The 16731-nt window shown below is 69.8% G+C and carries 20 protein-coding genes and 3 pseudogenes; 15 read left to right on the forward strand and 8 right to left on the reverse strand.

All coding sequences use genetic code 11. From position 1 onward, the window contains the following. Window positions 1-80: 80 nt before the first annotated feature. Together LP418_RS18820 and LP418_RS18825 are read right to left on the reverse strand one after the other, a co-directional pair. Window positions 81-407 (reverse strand): annotated as a pseudogene (locus tag LP418_RS18820) (Rv3235 family protein); the annotation flags it as partial. Window positions 408-603: 196 nt separating this feature from the next. Continuing rightward, the gene (locus tag LP418_RS18825) at window positions 604-1350 is read right to left on the reverse strand and encodes a LysM peptidoglycan-binding domain-containing protein (protein ID WP_257953207.1); all 747 of its coding nucleotides are present in this window, start codon (window positions 1348-1350) and stop codon (window positions 604-606) included. A gap of 93 nt (window positions 1351-1443) precedes the next feature. Here LP418_RS18825 and LP418_RS18830 point away from each other — a divergent pair, with 93 nt between their 5' ends. After that, entirely contained in the window at window positions 1444-1989 is a 546-nt protein-coding gene (locus LP418_RS18830; RefSeq protein ID WP_257953208.1) for a hypothetical protein, read from the forward strand. Between the two features lie 9 nt (window positions 1990-1998). Here the strand turns inward: LP418_RS18830 and LP418_RS18835 are convergent, their stop codons facing one another. The 4 genes and pseudogenes from LP418_RS18835 to LP418_RS18850 form a co-directional block, all read right to left on the reverse strand. Further along, window positions 1999-2319, reverse strand: coding sequence for a sec-independent translocase (locus LP418_RS18835; protein ID WP_257953209.1), 321 nt, complete (start codon window positions 2317-2319; stop codon window positions 1999-2001). A gap of 3 nt (window positions 2320-2322) precedes the next feature. Then, window positions 2323-3468, reverse strand: a pseudogene (locus tag LP418_RS18840) (Mrp/NBP35 family ATP-binding protein). A 33-nt stretch (window positions 3469-3501) separates the two neighbouring features. Then, window positions 3502-4032, reverse strand: coding sequence for a DUF1003 domain-containing protein (locus LP418_RS18845; protein WP_257953210.1), 531 nt, complete (start codon window positions 4030-4032; stop codon window positions 3502-3504). Next, the gene (locus LP418_RS18850; RefSeq protein ID WP_257953211.1) at window positions 4029-5264 is read right to left on the reverse strand and encodes a magnesium transporter MgtE N-terminal domain-containing protein; all 1236 of its coding nucleotides are present in this window, start codon (window positions 5262-5264) and stop codon (window positions 4029-4031) included. The genes LP418_RS18845 and LP418_RS18850 overlap by 4 nt, the downstream gene beginning before the upstream one ends. Window positions 5265-5479: 215 nt before the next feature. Between LP418_RS18850 and LP418_RS18855 the strand changes: the two genes are divergently transcribed. After that, on the forward strand, window positions 5480-5908 hold the full coding sequence (locus tag LP418_RS18855) for a hypothetical protein (RefSeq protein ID WP_257953212.1): 429 nt from the start codon (window positions 5480-5482) through the stop codon (window positions 5906-5908). On the opposite strand, the gene LP418_RS18860 is transcribed toward LP418_RS18855, so the two are convergent. Continuing rightward, window positions 5878-6138, reverse strand: coding sequence for a hypothetical protein (locus tag LP418_RS18860; protein WP_257953213.1), 261 nt, complete (start codon window positions 6136-6138; stop codon window positions 5878-5880). The two genes, LP418_RS18855 and LP418_RS18860, sit on opposite strands and share 31 nt — an antisense overlap. 185 nt (window positions 6139-6323) lie before the next feature. Between LP418_RS18860 and LP418_RS18865 the strand changes: the two genes are divergently transcribed. The 5 genes and pseudogenes from LP418_RS18865 to LP418_RS18880 all read left to right on the forward strand — a co-directional run bounded on the left by LP418_RS18865 (window position 6324) and on the right by LP418_RS18880 (window position 9538). Beyond that, on the forward strand, window positions 6324-7103 hold the full coding sequence (locus LP418_RS18865) for a phospholipase D-like domain-containing protein (protein WP_257953214.1): 780 nt from the start codon (window positions 6324-6326) through the stop codon (window positions 7101-7103). Beyond that, window positions 7100-7396 carry a hypothetical protein gene (locus LP418_RS18870; protein ID WP_257953215.1) on the forward strand — a complete coding sequence of 99 codons (297 nt, stop codon included), beginning with the start codon at window positions 7100-7102 and terminating at the stop codon, window positions 7394-7396. Before LP418_RS18865 ends, LP418_RS18870 begins: the two co-directional genes overlap by 4 nt. A 160-nt stretch (window positions 7397-7556) precedes the next feature. Next, window positions 7557-7763: a hypothetical protein gene (locus LP418_RS18875; protein WP_257953216.1), complete on the forward strand. Its 207-nt coding sequence runs from the start codon at window positions 7557-7559 to the stop codon at window positions 7761-7763. Then, window positions 7723-8091: pseudogene (locus LP418_RS33850) on the forward strand (RCC1 domain-containing protein); the annotation flags it as partial. The gene LP418_RS18875 and the pseudogene LP418_RS33850, both read left to right, overlap by 41 nt. Window positions 8092-8110: 19 nt before the next feature. After that, window positions 8111-9538, forward strand: a complete 1428-nt coding sequence (locus LP418_RS18880) for an endonuclease/exonuclease/phosphatase family protein (RefSeq protein WP_257953217.1) — start codon at window positions 8111-8113, stop codon at window positions 9536-9538. Window positions 9539-9551: 13 nt separating this feature from the next. Here the strand turns inward: LP418_RS18880 and LP418_RS18885 are convergent, their stop codons facing one another. Beyond that, window positions 9552-10151: a hypothetical protein gene (locus LP418_RS18885; RefSeq protein ID WP_257953218.1), complete on the reverse strand. Its 600-nt coding sequence runs from the start codon at window positions 10149-10151 to the stop codon at window positions 9552-9554. 4 nt (window positions 10152-10155) lie between these two features. Between LP418_RS18885 and LP418_RS18890 the strand changes: the two genes are divergently transcribed. From LP418_RS18890 to LP418_RS18925, 8 genes are all read left to right on the forward strand, one after another. Next, a complete protein-coding gene (locus LP418_RS18890; protein ID WP_257953219.1) occupies window positions 10156-10677 on the forward strand; it encodes a hypothetical protein in 522 nt (173 codons plus the stop codon). Further along, window positions 10674-11552, forward strand: coding sequence for a glycosyltransferase family 2 protein (locus LP418_RS18895; protein ID WP_257953220.1), 879 nt, complete (start codon window positions 10674-10676; stop codon window positions 11550-11552). The genes LP418_RS18890 and LP418_RS18895 overlap by 4 nt, the downstream gene beginning before the upstream one ends. Before the next feature lie 4 nt (window positions 11553-11556). After that, on the forward strand, window positions 11557-12903 hold the full coding sequence (locus LP418_RS18900) for a class I SAM-dependent methyltransferase (protein ID WP_257953221.1): 1347 nt from the start codon (window positions 11557-11559) through the stop codon (window positions 12901-12903). Window positions 12904-12947: 44 nt separating this feature from the next. Further along, window positions 12948-13118, forward strand: coding sequence for a hypothetical protein (locus LP418_RS18905; RefSeq protein WP_257953222.1), 171 nt, complete (start codon window positions 12948-12950; stop codon window positions 13116-13118). After that, window positions 13115-13309, forward strand: coding sequence for a DUF6752 domain-containing protein (locus tag LP418_RS18910; RefSeq protein WP_257953223.1), 195 nt, complete (start codon window positions 13115-13117; stop codon window positions 13307-13309). Before LP418_RS18905 ends, LP418_RS18910 begins: the two co-directional genes overlap by 4 nt. Window positions 13310-13370: 61 nt before the next feature. Next, window positions 13371-14501, forward strand: coding sequence for a hypothetical protein (locus tag LP418_RS18915; protein WP_257953224.1), 1131 nt, complete (start codon window positions 13371-13373; stop codon window positions 14499-14501). A gap of 58 nt (window positions 14502-14559) precedes the next feature. After that, window positions 14560-15759 (forward strand): acyl-CoA dehydrogenase family protein, encoded by a 1200-nt coding sequence (locus LP418_RS18920; RefSeq protein ID WP_257953225.1) that lies wholly within the window; start codon window positions 14560-14562, stop codon window positions 15757-15759. Window positions 15760-15802: 43 nt separating this feature from the next. Then, the gene (locus tag LP418_RS18925) at window positions 15803-16720 is read left to right on the forward strand and encodes a hypothetical protein (protein ID WP_257953226.1); all 918 of its coding nucleotides are present in this window, start codon (window positions 15803-15805) and stop codon (window positions 16718-16720) included. Window positions 16721-16731 lie beyond the last annotated feature (11 nt).

A 16731-nucleotide genomic window follows, 5' to 3' on the forward strand; every position in this document is an offset into this window, starting at 1 on the left:
AGCCGCTGGTTGAGCAGGCGCGCCAGCGCCGTGTCGAAACCAAGGCCACCCGGCTCCGGAACGGACTGGGTTTCGACTGCTCACGCCCACTCGAGGGCCGGGCACTGCCAGCGACCGTCGACGACCTCGAAGCGAGCGGCCGGGGCGCGGGACCGGGCGCCGTAGCGCACGTGCGCCGCAGCCTCGAGGGCGTCGTCACGGACCGGGCTGGTGCGGGTCGATCGCAGCACCGGCCGGATGGCACCACGACCGCGACCGAGCGCCGGGGTGGTCCCCGCCGCCTTGGCCACGAGCCGGGCGCGGCGCGTGAGCTCGCCGTAGACCTCGGGGGAGCAGTGCCGCAGCAGCTGGGCCGCGGGCCGGTCGCCGCACGCGATCTCGACGGCGCAGGCCGGGTGACGGCGGACGAACTGGTCGAGCTCGGCGCGCTTGCAGGGCCTCGGACGCCACGAGGTCGCTGCTTCGTTGGGGAGGGTGGTGGGGCGACGGTGCCCGGACCTCGGTGTCCGGCGGGTCGAGCCGAGGCGTCAGGTCGAGGGCGAGCGAGCCCCCGGACGCTGGCGACCGGGACGGTGCGTCGGATCGGGATGACGTTGGCGGCGCTCATGCACGTACTCGCTTCGCTCCGTGCGCGCATGAGGCACCATCCGCGCTGTGTTGATTGACTCGCTCGCTTCGCTCGCTCATGGTCGTGCCTTTCGGTTCCGAACCCGGCTCGAGGTCGAGCCCGGGGTGGATGAGGTCGGGGTCGGCGCCGACGGCCTGCCGGTTGGCCGCATAGAGCTCGCGCCGGGCCGCGTCGATGTCGGCGGTTGAGGCAGCTGGTCCCAACCGCTCGGATGCGATCGACCACAGCGAGTCGCCGGCCCGAACGGTGATGGCTGCGGGCGTCTCGAGGGCCACCCGGGCCGGCTTGGGGGCGGGTCGCTGGATCGGGTGCGCGACCGCGTCGGCGACGGCCCGGTCGGGCATCGGCAGGCCGACCGGGGAGTGGTCCCCGGCGCCGCTGCCGGCCATCGCCGGGGCGGAGACACCGGCCGGGACGGCGGCACCGCAGGCGGCCAGCACCGGGCGTCGCGTGAGTCCTCGCGGCGCCGTGGAGGCGGGGCGACCGCGCACCGGGTCGGCAACGGTGGCGGTGGTGACGAGCCATAGCCAGCCCGCGCACGCGACCAGCGCCGCCGAGGCGACCGCCACGAGCAGGTCCTCGAACGAGCCGTGCCAGACCGTGGACGACGTGAGCGACCCGGCCGCGTCGGCGACGGCCGACCAGGTCGCGAGCACGGCCGTGGTGACGAGCAACCAGACCGCCGGGCAGCGGCCCACTGATGAGTTCTTCCCCCGAGACATCCCCGAACCTTTCGTTTGCGTCCGTTTGCATCATCTAAGGCAACTTTGGGCGCGATGTCAAAGGGTTGTGCACAGGCGGGCTAGGGTCGGCACATGGCGCCACATCCCTCCCGGGACGACCAGCTCTTCTCCCTCTTCGACGACCCGGAGGGTCAGGCGTCGGCGCTCTACGAGCAGGAGCGCGACGCGGAGCTCCTCGATCGCAGCCGTGCGGAATACCGCCGGGTCACCCTCGACTCGAGACTGATGGCCAGCGTCGGCGACCGGTTGGCGCTCACGGTCGTGGGCGTGGGACGCATCGAGGGCGAGCTGCAGCGCATGGGGCTCGGCTGGTGCCCGGTCAGCGGCCACGCGCAGGACTGGATCGTGCGCACGCCCTGCATCGAGGTCGTCCAGGGTGCCTCGGACCGCTCGATCCCCGAGGTCGCTCGGTCGCCGCTGCACAAGCTGGGGGTCACGTCGGCGCTGCGCCGACTGGCCGAGTCACGGGTGCGCTGCGTCGTACACCTCGTCGACGGCGGCCAGCACGAAGCCGTCGTACGCCGCGTCGGCGCCGACTTCGTCGAGATCACGACGCCCGGCGACGAGGCGGTGCTGATCGCCTATGACGCGATCAGTGCGGTGCAGAGCCGGGATTGATCCGCCGGCTCAGGTCGCGTCGACGTCGTACGGCGGGCGCTGGCCCTCCGCCGGGGCGGGCTCGGCGAGGGGGCGGGCGTCCTCGTCCTCCATCGCCTCGATGATGTGGCGCCGCACGATGGTGCGGGGGTCGAGGTCGCGCAGCTCAAGATCGGCGTAGTCGGGGCCGAGCTCCTCGCGGATCTCGTCGCGCGCGGAGTTGGCCATGGCCTTGGCCTTGCGCATCATGATGCCGGCCTGCTTGGCCAGCACCGGCAACCGGTCGGGGCCGAAGGCGATGATCGCGACGAACGCGATCAACGCCATCTCAGCCAGCCCGACGCCGAACACGGGTCAGAACTTCGCGCTCGGCGTGAGGCCCAGCTGCATGCCGGCCGGGCCGCGTCCGCGACCGATCAGGTCTTCGGCGACCTTGACCAGCTCGACGGCCGCCACCGACGTGGGATCGGAGTCGACGATCGGCTTGCCGGCGTCGCCACCCTCCCGCAGCGAGGGATCGAGCGGGATGCGGCCGAGGACCCGGACGTCGTAGCCGAAGCGCTGCGACAGGGTCGCGGCGACGCGGTCACCGCCGCCGCTGCCGAAGACCTCCATGGTGGAACCGTCGGGCAGCGTCAGGTAGCTCATGTTCTCGACCACGCCGACGACGCGCTGGTGCATCATCGAGGCCATCGTGCCGGCGCGCTCGGCGACCTCGGCGGCGGCCTCCTCCGGGGCGTCGTGACGACGACGAACTCGGCGTTGGGCAGGTGCTGGCCCAGCGAGATGGCGACGTCACCGGTGCCCGGGGGCAGGTCGAGCAGGAGCACGTCGAGGTCGCCCCAGTAGACGTCGGAGAGCATCTGGACCGGGGCCCGGTCGAGGCATCGGGCCGCGCCACGCGACGACCTGGTCGCGCCGCGGCTTGAGCATCCCGATGGAGATGACCGAGACGCCGCTGGGGGTCGGCACCGGCATGATCAGGTCGTCGACCTGCGTGGGGCGCGTCGGCGACGCCGAGCATCGCGGGCACCGAGTGGCCGTAGATGTCGGCGTCCACGATGCCGACCTTCAGCCCCTGCTTGGCCATCGCCAGCGCAGGTTGACGGTCACCGAGGACTTGCCGACCCCGCCCTTGCCGCTGGCGATCGCATAGACCTTCGTCAGCGAGCCGGGCTGGGCGAAGGGGATCTCGCGCTCGGCCTTGCCGCCGCTGAGGACCTCCTTGAGACCGCCGCGCTGCTCCGGGGTCATCACGCCGAGCGTCAGGTCGACACCGGTGACGCCGGGGACCGTGTTGACGGCCGCCGTCACGTCGCGCGTGATCGTGTCCTTGAGCGGGCAGCCGGCCACCGTGAGCAGCACGGTGACGGCGACCTCGCCGCCGTCCGAGATGGTCACGGAATCGACCATGTTCAGCTCGGTGATGGGGCGCTTGATCTCGGGGTCGTTGACTCGGGCGAGGGCAGCGGTGATCTGATCGACAGTCGGGGTGCTCATGATGGAGTCGAGTCTACGAGCCGACCGGGCGTCTCACCCCAGTGGTGGCTGATCGCGGTCGTCGTCTTCGTCACTTCGGGCGAGCTCCTCGAGGTCCGCATAGAGCCCCTTGAGCTCCGAGCGCAGGAAGTCGCGCGTCGCGACCTCGCCCACGGACATGCGCAGCGAGGCCACCTCGCGGGCCGGGAACTCCATGTCGGCGTGCGCTCGCGCGTTGGCTCGGCGGTCCTGCTCGGCCACCACCTTGTCGCGGAGCTCCTGCCGGTTCTGGGCGAGCAGGATCAGCGGTGCGGCGTACGACGCCTGCAGGCTGAGCATCAGGGTCAGGAAGATGAAGGGGAACTCGTCGTATCGCCACTCGGACGGCGCCAGCGTGTTCCACGCCATCCAGACGATCACGAACAGCGTCATCCACATCAGGAACTTCGCGGTGCCCATGAAGCGCGCGAACTGCTCGGCGAAGGAGCCGAACGCATCGGCGTCGTAGTTGGGGCGACGCATCAGCGGCGGACGCCGGGTCTCGCGGGGAGTGTCGAGGCGGGCGCGGGTGCGGGGTTCGCTCATCGGCCACCCGCCCCGGAGATGGGCCCCGGCCGGTCGGCCCGGTCACGCCAGTTGTCGGGCAGCATGTGGTCGAGCAGGTCGTCCACCGTGACCGCGCCGAGGAGGCGCCCCTCCTCGTCGACGACGGGACAGGCGACGAGGTTGTACGTCGCCGGGTGCGCGGCCACCTCGTCGATCGTCGCGTCGTGGCGCAACGGGTCCATCGACTCGTCGAGGGCGGCGGCCACCAGCGTCGACGGGGGCTCGCGCAGCAGTCGCTGGATGTGTGCGGCGCCGATGAGCCGCCCGGTCGGCGTCTCCAGCGGCTGGCGGCAGACGTAGACGAGCGCGGCCAGCGCGGGGGTCAGCTCGGGGTTGCGCACGTGCGCGAGCGCGTCGGCGACCGTGGCGTCGGGGGAGAGGATCACCGGCTCCGGCGTCATCATGGCGCCGGCCGTCTTGTCGGCGTAGGACATCAGTCGGCGTACGTCCTCGGCCTCCTCCGGCTCCATCAGTCCGAGCAGCGTGGCCGCAGTGTCGGGGTGGAGGTCGGCGATCAGGTCGGCCGCGTCGTCGGGCGACATCTCCTCCAGCACGTCGGCCGCACGCTCGCGGTCCAGGAGCTCGAGGATCTCGACCCGGTCCTCCTCGGGCAGCTCCTCCAGCACGTCGGCGAGCCGCTCGTCGTTCATCGCCGCGACCACCGCCAGCAGGCGCTCGCGCGGCAGCTCGTGGATGACGTTGGCCGCGTCGGCGGGCCGCATCTCGCTCAGCGTGGCGTTGAGGTGGGTCGCGCCCTGCGTCTCCTCGCGCCGGGTCAGCCCCTCGACGTCGCGCCACTCGAGGGTGTGGGTCTGGCCGCGTCGACGGAAGCCCTTCGACGGTTCCTGTACGGCGACGCGCGAGAGCACCCAGTCGCGGTTGCGCGCCTGCTCCATCGCGACGTCGTAGACCGTCCCCTGCACGCCGGTGTCCTTGATCACCACGCGGCGATCGAACATCTGACCCATCACCGGGGTCTCGGTGCTGCGCTGCTCGAAGCGGCGCATGTTGAGCAGCCCGGTCGTGTAGACCTGCCCGCTGTCGATGTTGGTGACCCGGGTCATCGGCACGAAGATCCGGCGCCGGCCGAACACCTCGGCCACCATGCCGAGCACCCGTGGCTGGTTGGTGGAGTCGGAGCGCAGGGCCACGACGACGTCGCGGACCTTGGCGACCTGATCGCCCTGCGGGTCGAAGATGGGCAGACCCACGAGGCGGGCCGGGTAGACCCCCGGTCGGAGTGCTGCTCATGGCATCGAAGGCTACCGGGGGCGAGCGCGTCGCAGGACGCGACGCCACGGTAGCGGGTGTGCGCGAGATGTGGTCGTGCTGCTGACTTCACCTACCATCGGTGGTATGGCAAATCTGCGGAGCAGGCTCTCGGCCGTCCTCGTCGTCCTCTGTGCCGTCACCGCGCTCGGCGCGTGTGGCAACAGAAGCGGACAACGACCGGGCCACCGACCCGAGCTCGGAGACCACGTCCGAGACGCCCAGCGAGTCGCCCAGCGAGGCGACGACCGAGGCGGGCGCACTGCCCGAGTGCGCGGACGTCTGGGTCGACGGGCAGGTGCTGCCGGCGGACTACACGGCCTGCACCACCGACGGGGAGACGATCAAGCCGGCGAAGAAGAAGTGCGGCTACGGCGCCACCTTCATCGAGCAGGACGGCCGATTCTTTGCGATGAAGGGCAACGAGATCACCGACGCGGGCGATCTCGAGACCAACGCCGACTACCAGCAGCTGCTGGCGACCTGCCAGAGCCTGAACAACTGGCTCGCTGGCACAACCAATGGGGCCGCGGCGCCATCACAGCACTACCAGCACTACCTGCACGCCCGCTCGTTTGCGCACTGAAGTTTCGTCTGACACACAAGGGGACAAGTCACCACCATGAAGTCACGGATGACCATCACGGTCGCGGCCTCGATCCCGGCGGTCATTGCACCGCTGACGATGCTCGCGACCCGTGCCAATGCCCTCGAGCGATCGGCGGAGTCGTCGTCGACGCCGACCCCGGTCCCGACCACCCCGGCGCCCACGACGCCAGCGCCGACCACCACCACGCCGGTCCCGACGACGACCACCCCGGCGCCGACCACGCCGGTCCCGACGACTCCGACCGAGGAGCCCACGCAGTCGACCAGCAAGTGGCAGCCGAAGCCCGGTGTCCGCTTCAACGAGCCGCGTGACCCGGAGCAGTCCCACAAGATCAACCGCTACATCCGCAACGCCATCGCGAACAGCCCCGAGGGCTCGAAGATCCGCCCCGGTGACCCGGAACTACAGCAACGCCCTCTACGTCAACGACCTGATCGCGGCGCACAAGCGCGGTGTCAGCGTGCAGATCATCATGGCCAACGGCCCGGCGCAGTCCCGGGGTGCGGGCAGCTACTACCCGCACACGCGCGACGCGCTGGCCAAGGGCAACAAGAAGCGCTCCGACGAGATGGTCAGCTGGTTCCGCACCTGCAAGAACTCCTGCCGCGGCAAGGAGGGCATCCAGCACGGCAAGTTCTTCATGTTCTCCCACACCGGCGGGCGCAACAACGTTGTCATGTCCACGTCCGCCAACCTCACCGACGCCGCGGCGTACGTCCAGTGGAACGACCTGTTGACGATCGTCGATCGCCGGGTCACACGGGGACAACTACGCCCACGTCTTCTGGCAGATGTCGCGGACAAGCCGATCAAGAAGGCGTTCTACACGTTCGAGGACGGCAACTACGAGGGCTGGTTCTTCCCCAACATGGGCAAGCTCCGCAACTACAACGTCATGCGCCTGCTGGACAAGGTGAAGTGCAAGGGCGCCGTCGGTGACGCCGGCAAGAACGGCACCACCGTCATCCGGGTCTCGCAGGCAGTGTTCAACGGCAAGATCGGCACCGCCGTCTCCGGCAAGCTGAAGGGGCTCAAGGAGCGGGGCTGCAACATCAAGCTCGTCTACGGAGTGCTCAACAACAACGCGCGGACAACCTCAAGAACATCCCGCGCAAGACGATCCTCGAGGACACCAACGACGACGGCTACGTCGACCGCTACATCCACATGAAGGCGCTGACGATCTCCGGCAACTTCGACGGCAAGCGTTCCTCGCACATCGTCTACCGGGGCAGCGCCAACTGGTCGGGCATGAGCACTCTGTCCGACGAGCAGGGATTCATCGTCCGCAGCCAGTCGCTTGAGGAGGACTACTCCGGCTTCATCAACTACCTCTTCAAGAACCCGCCCCCGCAGGGACAGGAGCTGGTCAAGGAGATCGTGCTGCGCCAGCAGGCCGGCTTCGACCCGTTCGCGCAGGTCCGCCGAGAAATGGGTCTGGGCAAGATGAAACCCGCCATGTGATAACCCGAGGGCGCTGACACGCGTCACTCACTGCAGGGGCCACGCCGGTCACGGTCTGGCCCCTGTTGCATTGTGAACTACCGTGACAGATGTTGCTCAAGTTGTCTTTTGTTGCCTGTTCTTGCCAGACCTGCCCGTGTCGTCTATCTCGGAGGTTGCCATGAAGGCGCCCGTCGCCCTCATCGCCCTGATCGCCAGCGCGTTCATGCCGATCACCCCCGGCCGCCCCCGCGGGCGCCGGGGCATCGATCGTCAGCGCCAGCGCTCAGACGTCCATCCAGTCGTCCACCCAGTCGTCCCGGCAGGAGCGTCCGGTCGAGCGGAAGGTGCGCCGCGCCGCCGTCGAGACCCTGTCCAGCGGCGGTGAGCACGGATGCCGGCTGCCCGGCGACGGCTCGCTCCTGTGCTGGGGGCGTGACCAGTACGGTCAGCTCGGCGACGGCACGGTGGGCCCGGACGTGGCCACGGCGCAGCGCGTGAAGGGCGGCAACAAGTGGCGCTCCGTGTCCGCCGGTGGCGCGTCGACATGCGGTATCAAGAACAGCGGCAAGCTCTTCTGCTGGGGCCTCAACCACCGCGGCCGGGTCGGCGACGGCACCACCAAGGTGCGCGCCAAGCCCGTCGTGGTGGCCAAGGGGACCAAGTGGAAGAGCGTCAACGCCTCCCGGTTCAACACCTGCGCCATCACCAGCCGGGCCAAGCTCTACTGCTGGGGTGACAACGCGGCCGGACAGCTCGGCCCCCGTCGCCGCCAAGCAGAAGGCGAAGCCCTACAAGCTGCCCGGTGGCAAGTGGGCGACCGTCTCGGTGGGCAGCCGCTTCGTGTGCGGCACCAAGACCGACGGCTCGCTGTGGTGCTGGGGCGGCAACCTCTTCGGCCAGCTCGGCATCGGGTCCTTCGCCGGCAAGAACAAGCCGGCCCGCATCGGCACCTCCACCAACTGGGCCGAGGTCTCGACCTCGTGGTCGCACACCTGCGCAATCGCAACGACCGGCGCGGTCTACTGCTGGGGTCGCAACACCTACGGCGCACTCGGCAACGGAAACGTCACCACCACCGCCGACCCGCAGCTCGTCCTCGGTGGCCGCAAGGCCGTCGACATCACGACCTTCGAGGGCGGCTCCTGCCTGCTCAGCGACTCGGGCCAGGTCTTCTGCTGGGGCAACAACGCCTACGGACTCATCGGCGACGGCAGTGCGCCGTTCGCCATGGAGCCGGCTGCCGGCCCGGCGGGGATGACCCAGATCGAGGGTGGGTGGCGCCACGTCTGCGGCCTCACCAGCTCCGGGGCCACCTGCTGGGGCGCCAACGACCGCGCCCAGCTCGGCAACGGCACGCTGACCAGCAGCCCCTCGCCCACCGAGGTCGAGCCGCTGCCGCCGGTCGACCCCGCCGGCGCGACCGACTTCCGGATCGCCACCGTCAACGCGCTCGGCAACGGGCACACCCGGCCCTACGCCGGCGACGACTCGTTCGGTCCCGCCACCACCCGCATGGGCTGGATGGCGGACCAGCTCGACGCCAGCGCCATCGACATCATGGGCCTTCAGGAGCCCAACTCCGACCAGATGTTCCACTTCCTCAAGGCCGCTCGGGGCACGTGGGACGTCTGGCCCCGGCCCGAGTCTGGCGACGACGCCTCCGAGGCTGCCCCGGCGTGGCGCACGAGCGTCTGGGAAGCGGTCGAGAAGACGTCGATGATGAACCAGTTCATCAGCAAGGAGCTGCCGCGCCCGATCGTGAAGCTCCGGCACCGGGTCACCGGCAAGGAGATCTACGTCATCAACGTGCACAACGCGCCCCGGGACTACCAGTTCAAGCGCGACCGGGCGACCAACGTGCAGATCGCCAAGATCAACGAGCTGCGCGCGACCGGACTGCCGGTGTTCTTCGTCGGCGACATGAACGAGAAGCGCACCCTGTTGTGCAAGGTGCTGTCGAAGACCGACCCGGTCAGCCCGTTCGGCGGCTCCTACGACCCGGCGACCGGCAAGTGCACCAACCCGCCCAGCCGGATGCGCGTCGACTGGATCTTCGGGCCGCCCGAGGCCGCCTACGCGAACTTCGAGTACACCCGGCCGCCGCTCCTCAGCATCGTCACGGACCACAACATGGCCCTCGTGGATGTGCGCCTGCCGTAGGGTCTTCCACGCACTACCGGCCAACCGGGGCCGGCTGCACGATGCCGACGGCATCGAGGAAGGAGTCGGGCGTGGCTGAATGCGTCGTCCTCCACATCGGCTCGATGAAGTCGGGCACCAGCTTCATCCAGAACGTCCCGGGCAACAACGGTGACGAACTGGCACACCACGGCATCTCCTTCGCCGGCGAACGCTGGCGCGACCAGTCGCCGCAGTGCAGGACCTGATCGCGCACGGCGGGCCAGACCAGCCGCCGCTCGATCCGGCCGGTCCGTGGTGCTCGCTGGTCGACTCCGTCAACGCGGCCCCGGGGACGGTCGTGGTCTCGATGGAGTTCCTCGCACCGCGCGTCACGCGCAAGATCGAGATCATCCGCGCCTCCCTCGAGGGTCGTCTGGAGGTCGTCCTGACCGGTCGCGACACGGGCCGCAACATTGCCGCAATGTGGCTGGAGTCCGTGCAGAACGGGTCCGCGGTGACTGGGGACGACTACCTCGGCGCCATGCGCTCCGAGGACAACGCCAACCCCGTCGCCCGCAACTTCTGGAACCACCGGGGCACGGCCCGCGATCGCGCAACGGTGGAGCGACGCCGTCGGCGCCGACCACTTCACGCTGATGACCGTGCCGGCGAAGGGTGCCCCGAGCAACCTGCTGTGGGAGCGGTTCGCGCAGGTGCTGCAGCTCGATCCCGAGGCCTTCGAGCTCAACGTGCGCGCCAACCGTTCGATCGGGCTGGCCACGGCGATGACGCTGCGCCACCTCAACGAGATCCTCGGCCGCGACGGCACGCCCGCCGCGGACCACAAGTTCTACGACCTGCTGGTCAAGCACCTGCTCACCAAGCGGGGGCTGGTCGCCCGCCGCGGCGAGCCGACGCTCGGCGTCGACGAGCGCTGGGTGATCAAGCGCGGTGCCGCCGAGGTCGCCGCGCTGCGCAAGCAGGGGCACCGGGTCATCGGCGATCTCGACGAGCTGCTGCCGCAGAAGGTCAGCGGGGTGCACCCCAAGCAGGTCTCGCTCGAGCAGCAGCTGGACGCGGCGATGGAGGGCCCGGCCCGGATGACCCAGATCGGCATGGAGCGCGAGGACAAGCACCGCCAACGGTTGCGCCGGAGCAAGAAGCAGAGGAACGCATGAACGGGCTCCCGAACGTCGCCGTCATCACGATGGCCCGCGACGAGGGCACGATGCTGCGTCGCTGGGTGGAGCACTACTCCCGCGAGGTCGGCGCGGAGAACCTCGTCGTCGTCGACGACAACAGCTCCGACGGCTCCACCGACGACCTCCCGTGCCCGGTGCTGCGGATCCCGCCGCTGACGAAGAAGTCGTTCGAGCCGGCCCGGATGGGACTGCTCGGCGGTCTCTCAGCCGGCCTGCTCGAGGCGTACGACGCAACGATCTTCTGCGACGTCGACGAGTTCATCGTCGCCGACCCGAAGGTGCACGAGTCGCTGCGCCACTTCGTCGCGGCCCGGCCGGGCCGCCGGGCCGTCGGCGTGATGGGCCTCAACCTCGTGCACGACGTGGCCGCCGAACCGGCCCTCGTGGACGGCGAGCCGATCCCGGGGCAGCGCCGGCTGGCGAAGTTCCTGCCGCTGATGTGCAAGCCCTCCCTGAAGTGGGAGCCGGCCAACTGGGCGCTTGCCTCGCACGGCATCAAGTGCCCCTTCGAGGTCGATCCCGAGCTGTTCATGTTCCACATGAAGTTCGCCGACCGTGACCACCTCAAGGCAGTGGCCGACCACCGGCACGAGATGTTCCGTAGCGATGGTCGGGCGGCCCGCACCAGCTGGGAGCGCAGCGGCGGCGACATGGTCAACCTGCTCGACGAGATCACCGCCGAGATCGACCACGACGAGATCAAGCCCTTCGGCCCACCGCTGAAGAAGCTGCCGAGCATCGTCGAGCAGGCCGGCCCCGACACGTGGCGCGCGGTCGGCGGCGGCCGTGTGCAGGCGATGCGCAACCGCCCGTTCGTGCGCATCCCGGACCGGTTCCTCGGCCGGGTCTGAGTCAATGCTGAAAGACATTCACGTCGACGACGACGGTCTGCGCTTCGCCGCGACCGACGACGTGCTCTGCAACCTCTCGTTCGACGGCCGCCGCATCTGGTCCTTCTGGTCGGTGCGTGACAGCTCGTCGTTCGGGGCGTCCGAGCGGACGATCGCGTGGCCGGAGCGACTCACCCTGCACCTCGTCGGTGTGACCCAGCTGAGCATCGCGCTGGGCGACGGCACCACCGTCTTCGACAAGGAGGTCCGCTTCGGCGACGACGACCGGCGGCTGACCGTGGTCGGCCGCGACGGTGCCCCGCTCGGCATCGACATGTACGGCAAGCTGGTCAAGACGTTCGAGACCAAGGAGGCGGCCGAGCTCACGCCGCTGCTGGATGCACTGGAGACCGTGCTCGGACTGCTGCAGGAGCAGGGGCTGGAAGCGTTCCCCGCCTACGGCACGCTGCTGGGCGCCGTGCGCGAGGGCACGTTCCTCGGCCACGACAACGACGCCGACGTCGGCTACGTCAGCGAGCACAGCCACCCGATCGACGTGATCCGCGAGTCGCACCGGGTCCAGCGCGCCGTCGAGCGCCGGGGCTACGCCACCAGCCGCCACAGCGGGGGAGCGTTCAAGATCGACGTGCCCGACGCGGACGGCTCGATTCGCGGCCTCGACGTCTTCGGTGGCTTCTTCTCCGAGGGACACCTCGCGCTCCTCGGCGAGATCTGGGCGCCGTACAGAACGCGAGTGGATCTTCCCGCTCGGCACGGTCACGCTCGACGGTCGTCGACTGCCCGCGCCGGCCGATCCGGAGCGGCTGCTGGCGGCGACCTACGGGCCGGGCTGGCGGGTGCCGGACCCGGCGTTCCGCTACGAGAAGGACCCGGACGTCCAGCGCCGGTTCGACGAGTGGTTCCGCGGCACGCGGGTGAACCGCGGGCCCGGGACCACCGCTACGGCCTCGCGCGGTTGCTGCCGCCCTACCAGCCGCCGCACGACATCTCCCGGCACCTGCACGAGCGTGAGGACCCCGACACGTGGGTGCTCGACGTCGGCTGCGGCCGTGGTCGCGACGTGCGCTGGCTGGCCAAGCAAGGACGACCGGCGGTCGGGCTCGACTACTCCGGCGTGGCGATGGACTTCATCAAGGCGAAGGCGGCGGAGCAGGGCTGGCCCGCGGAGCTGCGGACCATGAACCTGCTCGAGCTGCGGCACGTGCTGTCGTGGGGGGCGTTGCTGCAGGCGCGTCCCGGCCGGCGCACCGTGCTGGCGCGACACCTGATCGACTCGACGTCGCCGTACGGCGTGGACAACTTCTGGCGCCTCGTCTCGATGGTGCTGGAGTCGGGAGAGCGGGTGCACTGAGTTCCTGACGTCGCCGATCGAGGGATCCCGAAGGGCGACCTTCGTTGGTGCGCGCACTGTCGCCGGGCGACGTGATCGACGATGTCGAGGCGCGTGGTGGAGTGGTGACCGGGATGGTCGACCCGGTCGGGCAGGCGATCGACTACGGCTACGGCGAAGAGTTGTCCGACGGAAAGCAGTGGCGGTCCTGCCGCCCGGAGGTGGAGTGGCAATGAGAATGTCCAAGAAGGACCTGTCCGCACGCGTCGAGGACCCGGAGGCACAGGTCGCCGCGCTGACGGCTCGCGCCGAGGAGAGTGCGGTGCTCAACCAGCGCTTCGCCGAGCTGCTCGACGTGGTCACCGAGCTGCTGCCCGCCGCCGATCCGGCGAAGGTCGAGCAGTACGTCGACGAGCTGGGGTCATGATCACCCCACGGCGTTCTTCTCCCCCGCTTCGCTCCTCCGGAACAACGCCGCGGGGACCCCGATGACCCGCCGGGTCTTCGTCCACATCGGGCTCCCGAAGACCGGGACGTCCTACCTGCAGGCCATCGCGTGGCCCGGGCGGGCGCAGCTGCGCGCCGCCGGGCTGCTGCTGCCGGGTGCTCGCAAGAGCGACCACCTGTTCGCGTCGATGATCGTGCGCGACGACCCGGGCATCGCGCGCCGAGGAGCGGGTGCCTCGGAAGCGTGGTCGCGGATCCGCGCGGATGCTTCGGCGTTCGACGGCGACGCGTTGATCAGCCACGAGTTCTTCTGCGCCGCGTCGGCGGAGCAGGCGACGCGCATGGTGGCTGAGCTGGCGCCGGCCGAGGTGCACGTGATCATCACGACGCGCGACCCGCTCGGGCTGCTCACCAGCAGCTGGCAGGAGTCGCTGAAGAACAAGGCGACGGCACCGCTGGCCGACTACGGGCGCACCGAGAGCGACGACCCGCGCGACGTGTGGGACTGGCGCTCGCTGGACCTCGGGCTGGTGCTGGACCGCTGGTCTGGATCGGTCCCGCCCGAACGGCTGCACCTGATCGCCCCGTCGTCGGCGGGCTCCCCGCGCGAGGAGCTGTGGGAGCGGTTCTGCTCCGTCCTCGGCATCGCACCTGACACCTGCGACACCTCGCGCGGGTTCGCCAACTCGTCGATGGGAGTCGTCGAGGCCGAGACGCTGCGCCGGGTCAACGAGCGGCTGACGGGCTTCAACACCGCCCGGTCGCGCGGCGTGTGGCTCCGGTCGTTCCCGGCGGACGATCGGCTCGTGCCCCCGCCGGGGCGAACCGTTCTGGCCGGCGGCCGACCGGGTCGAGGACGCTCGAGTGCGGGGCGCTCGCGCGGTGGCGAAGATCCGCGCTGCGGCGTACGACGTGATCGGGGACGTGGACCTGTTGCTCGTCCCCGACGAGCTGCCCCCGCGCCGGCACCCCCGACTCGGTCACCGACGCCGAGGTCGCCGACGTGGCGCTCGACCCGGTGGCCACGTTGCTGGGTGACCTGCGCCGGCGCAGCGAGCGGACGCCGCCGCCAGCGGACCCGCCCACGCGCCGGCCCGGCTGCGCCGGGCTCTCAAGGGCGTGTGACGACTCTCATGCCGGACGCCGGTCGGCGCTTCGCCGTACGCACCTAGACTCACCTGTCGTTCGACAGCGATTGTTCATCTGCCAGCTCAACCGGAAGGACCTCTCATGGGTCGCCTCTGCCAGACCGACGGACTCACCGAGGACCAGACCGAGATCCTCAAGGCGGTGCGCCAGTTCGTCGACGAGCAGATCATCCCGGTAGCGCAGGAGCTCGAGCACGCCGACGAGTACCCGACCGACATCATCGAGGGCCTCAAGGAGCTCGGTGTCTTCGGCCTGACGATCCCCGAGGAGTTCGGCGGGCTCGGCGAGTCGATCCTGACCTACGCGCTCGTCGTCGAGGAGATCGCGCGCGGCTGGATGAGCGTCTCGGGCGTCATCAACACGCACTTCATCGTGGCCTACCTGCTGATGCAGCACGGCACCGACGAGCAGAAGCAGAAGTACCTCCCACGGATGGCGACCGGCGAGGTCCGCGGCGCGTTCTCGATGTCCGAGCCGGGCCTCGGCTCTGACGTCTCCGCCGTGTCGACCAAGGGCACCAAGCTGGACGACGGGTCCTACTCCATCACCGGCCAGAAGATGTGGCTGACCAACGGCGGCACCTCCACCCCGGTCGCGCTGCTGACGAAGACCGACGAGGGCAACGACTCGGTCTACAAGAACATGACCACCTTCCCGGTCGAGAAGACCCCCGGCTTCGGCGAGACCGCCCGGGGCGTCACCATCCCCGGCAAGCTCGACAAGATGGGCTACAAGGGCGTCGAGACCACCGAGATGATCCTCGAGGACCACAAGATCTCCGCCGACCAGATCCTCGGCGGCGAGCCGGGCAAGGGCTTCTTCCAGATGATGGACGGCGTCGAGGTCGGTCGCGTCAACGTCGCCGCCCGCGCGTGCGGTCTCGCTCGGCGCGGCTTCGAGCTCGGCATCGCCTACGCCCAGCAGCGCAAGACCTTCGGCAAGATCATCGCCGAGCACCGGGCGGTGCTGTTCCGCCCGGCCGACATGGCGACCAAGGTCGAGACGGCCCACACGATGATGGTCCGCGCCGCGCGCCTCAAGGACGCCGGCGGTCGCGTCGACGTCGAGGCCGGCATGGCCAAGATGCTCGGCTCCGAGTTCGCCAACGAGGTCGTCGAGGACTCCTTCCGGATCCACGGCGGCTACGGCTACTCCAAGGAGTACGAGATCGAGCGGCTGATGCGCGAGGTCAAGTTCATGCTGATCGGCGAGGGCACCTCCGACATCCAGAAGATGATCATCGGACGCAGCCTCCTCAAGGACTACAAGCTCAAGTCCTAGGCTGACCCCATGTCCCGTCGGCTGCTCCTTCACGTCAGGGGCGATGAAGTCGGGCACGTCCTTCATCCAGTCGCGGCTGTTCGCCAACAAGCCGATGCTCCCGGAGGAGCGCGGCATCCCGGTGCCGGGCATGAACTGGCTGTCCCGGGTGATGGCCGCCCGCGACGTCCTCGGCTCCGGCGAGGAGCAGTGGGCCAAGATGGCCGGCAAGGTGAACGCCCACGACGGCACCTCCGTGATCTCGATGGAGTACCTCGGGCCGGTGCGTGCGGTCGTGGCCGAACGTGTCGTCGCGTCCTTCCCGTCGCACTCGATCGACGTCGTGATCACCGCCCGTGACCTGAACCGGTCGATCGCCGCGATGTGGCAGGAGACCGTGCAGAACGGACGCACTCGGACGTTCGCGGAGTACCTCGCCGGGATCGAGGCCCGGCGGCCGGGACATCGCGCCCCGGATCTCCCCGCGCCTCCCGAATCGGGACGAACCTTCTGGCGCCAGCAGAACCTCGCGCGGCTGGCCCGCACGTGGGGTGCCCTTGCTCCTGTGTCGCTGGTGACCGTGCCGCCCCCCGGCGCCCCTCGCGAGCTGCTGTGGGAACGCTTCTGCTCGGTCCTCGGTACGCCGCCCGGCGGCTTCCGCTCCGGCCCGGATGGACAACGAGTCGGTCGGCGCGGCGTCGACCCCTGGGTGATCCGCCGGCTCAACGAGCTGCTCAACGAGCAGGACCTCGGCCTTCCCGGCGGGCACCGACCTGCGCAAGGGGCTGCTGGCCAAGCAGGTGCTCGCCGCCCGGAAGTCCTCCGAGCCGGCGATCGGGCTGCCGGTCGCGCCGTGGGTCGCCTCCCATGCCTCTCAGCTGATCGACGGGCTGGTCGAGGCGGGCGTCTCGTTGGTCGGGTCGTGGGACGACCTGACGCCGGTCGACGTGCCGGGTGTCGATCCGGCGTCCGTCTCGTCTGAACTCGTGCTCG

This window comes from Nocardioides sp. B-3, from assembly GCF_024703895.1.
In the GTDB taxonomy this organism is placed as follows: Bacteria; Actinomycetota; Actinomycetes; order Propionibacteriales; family Nocardioidaceae; genus Nocardioides.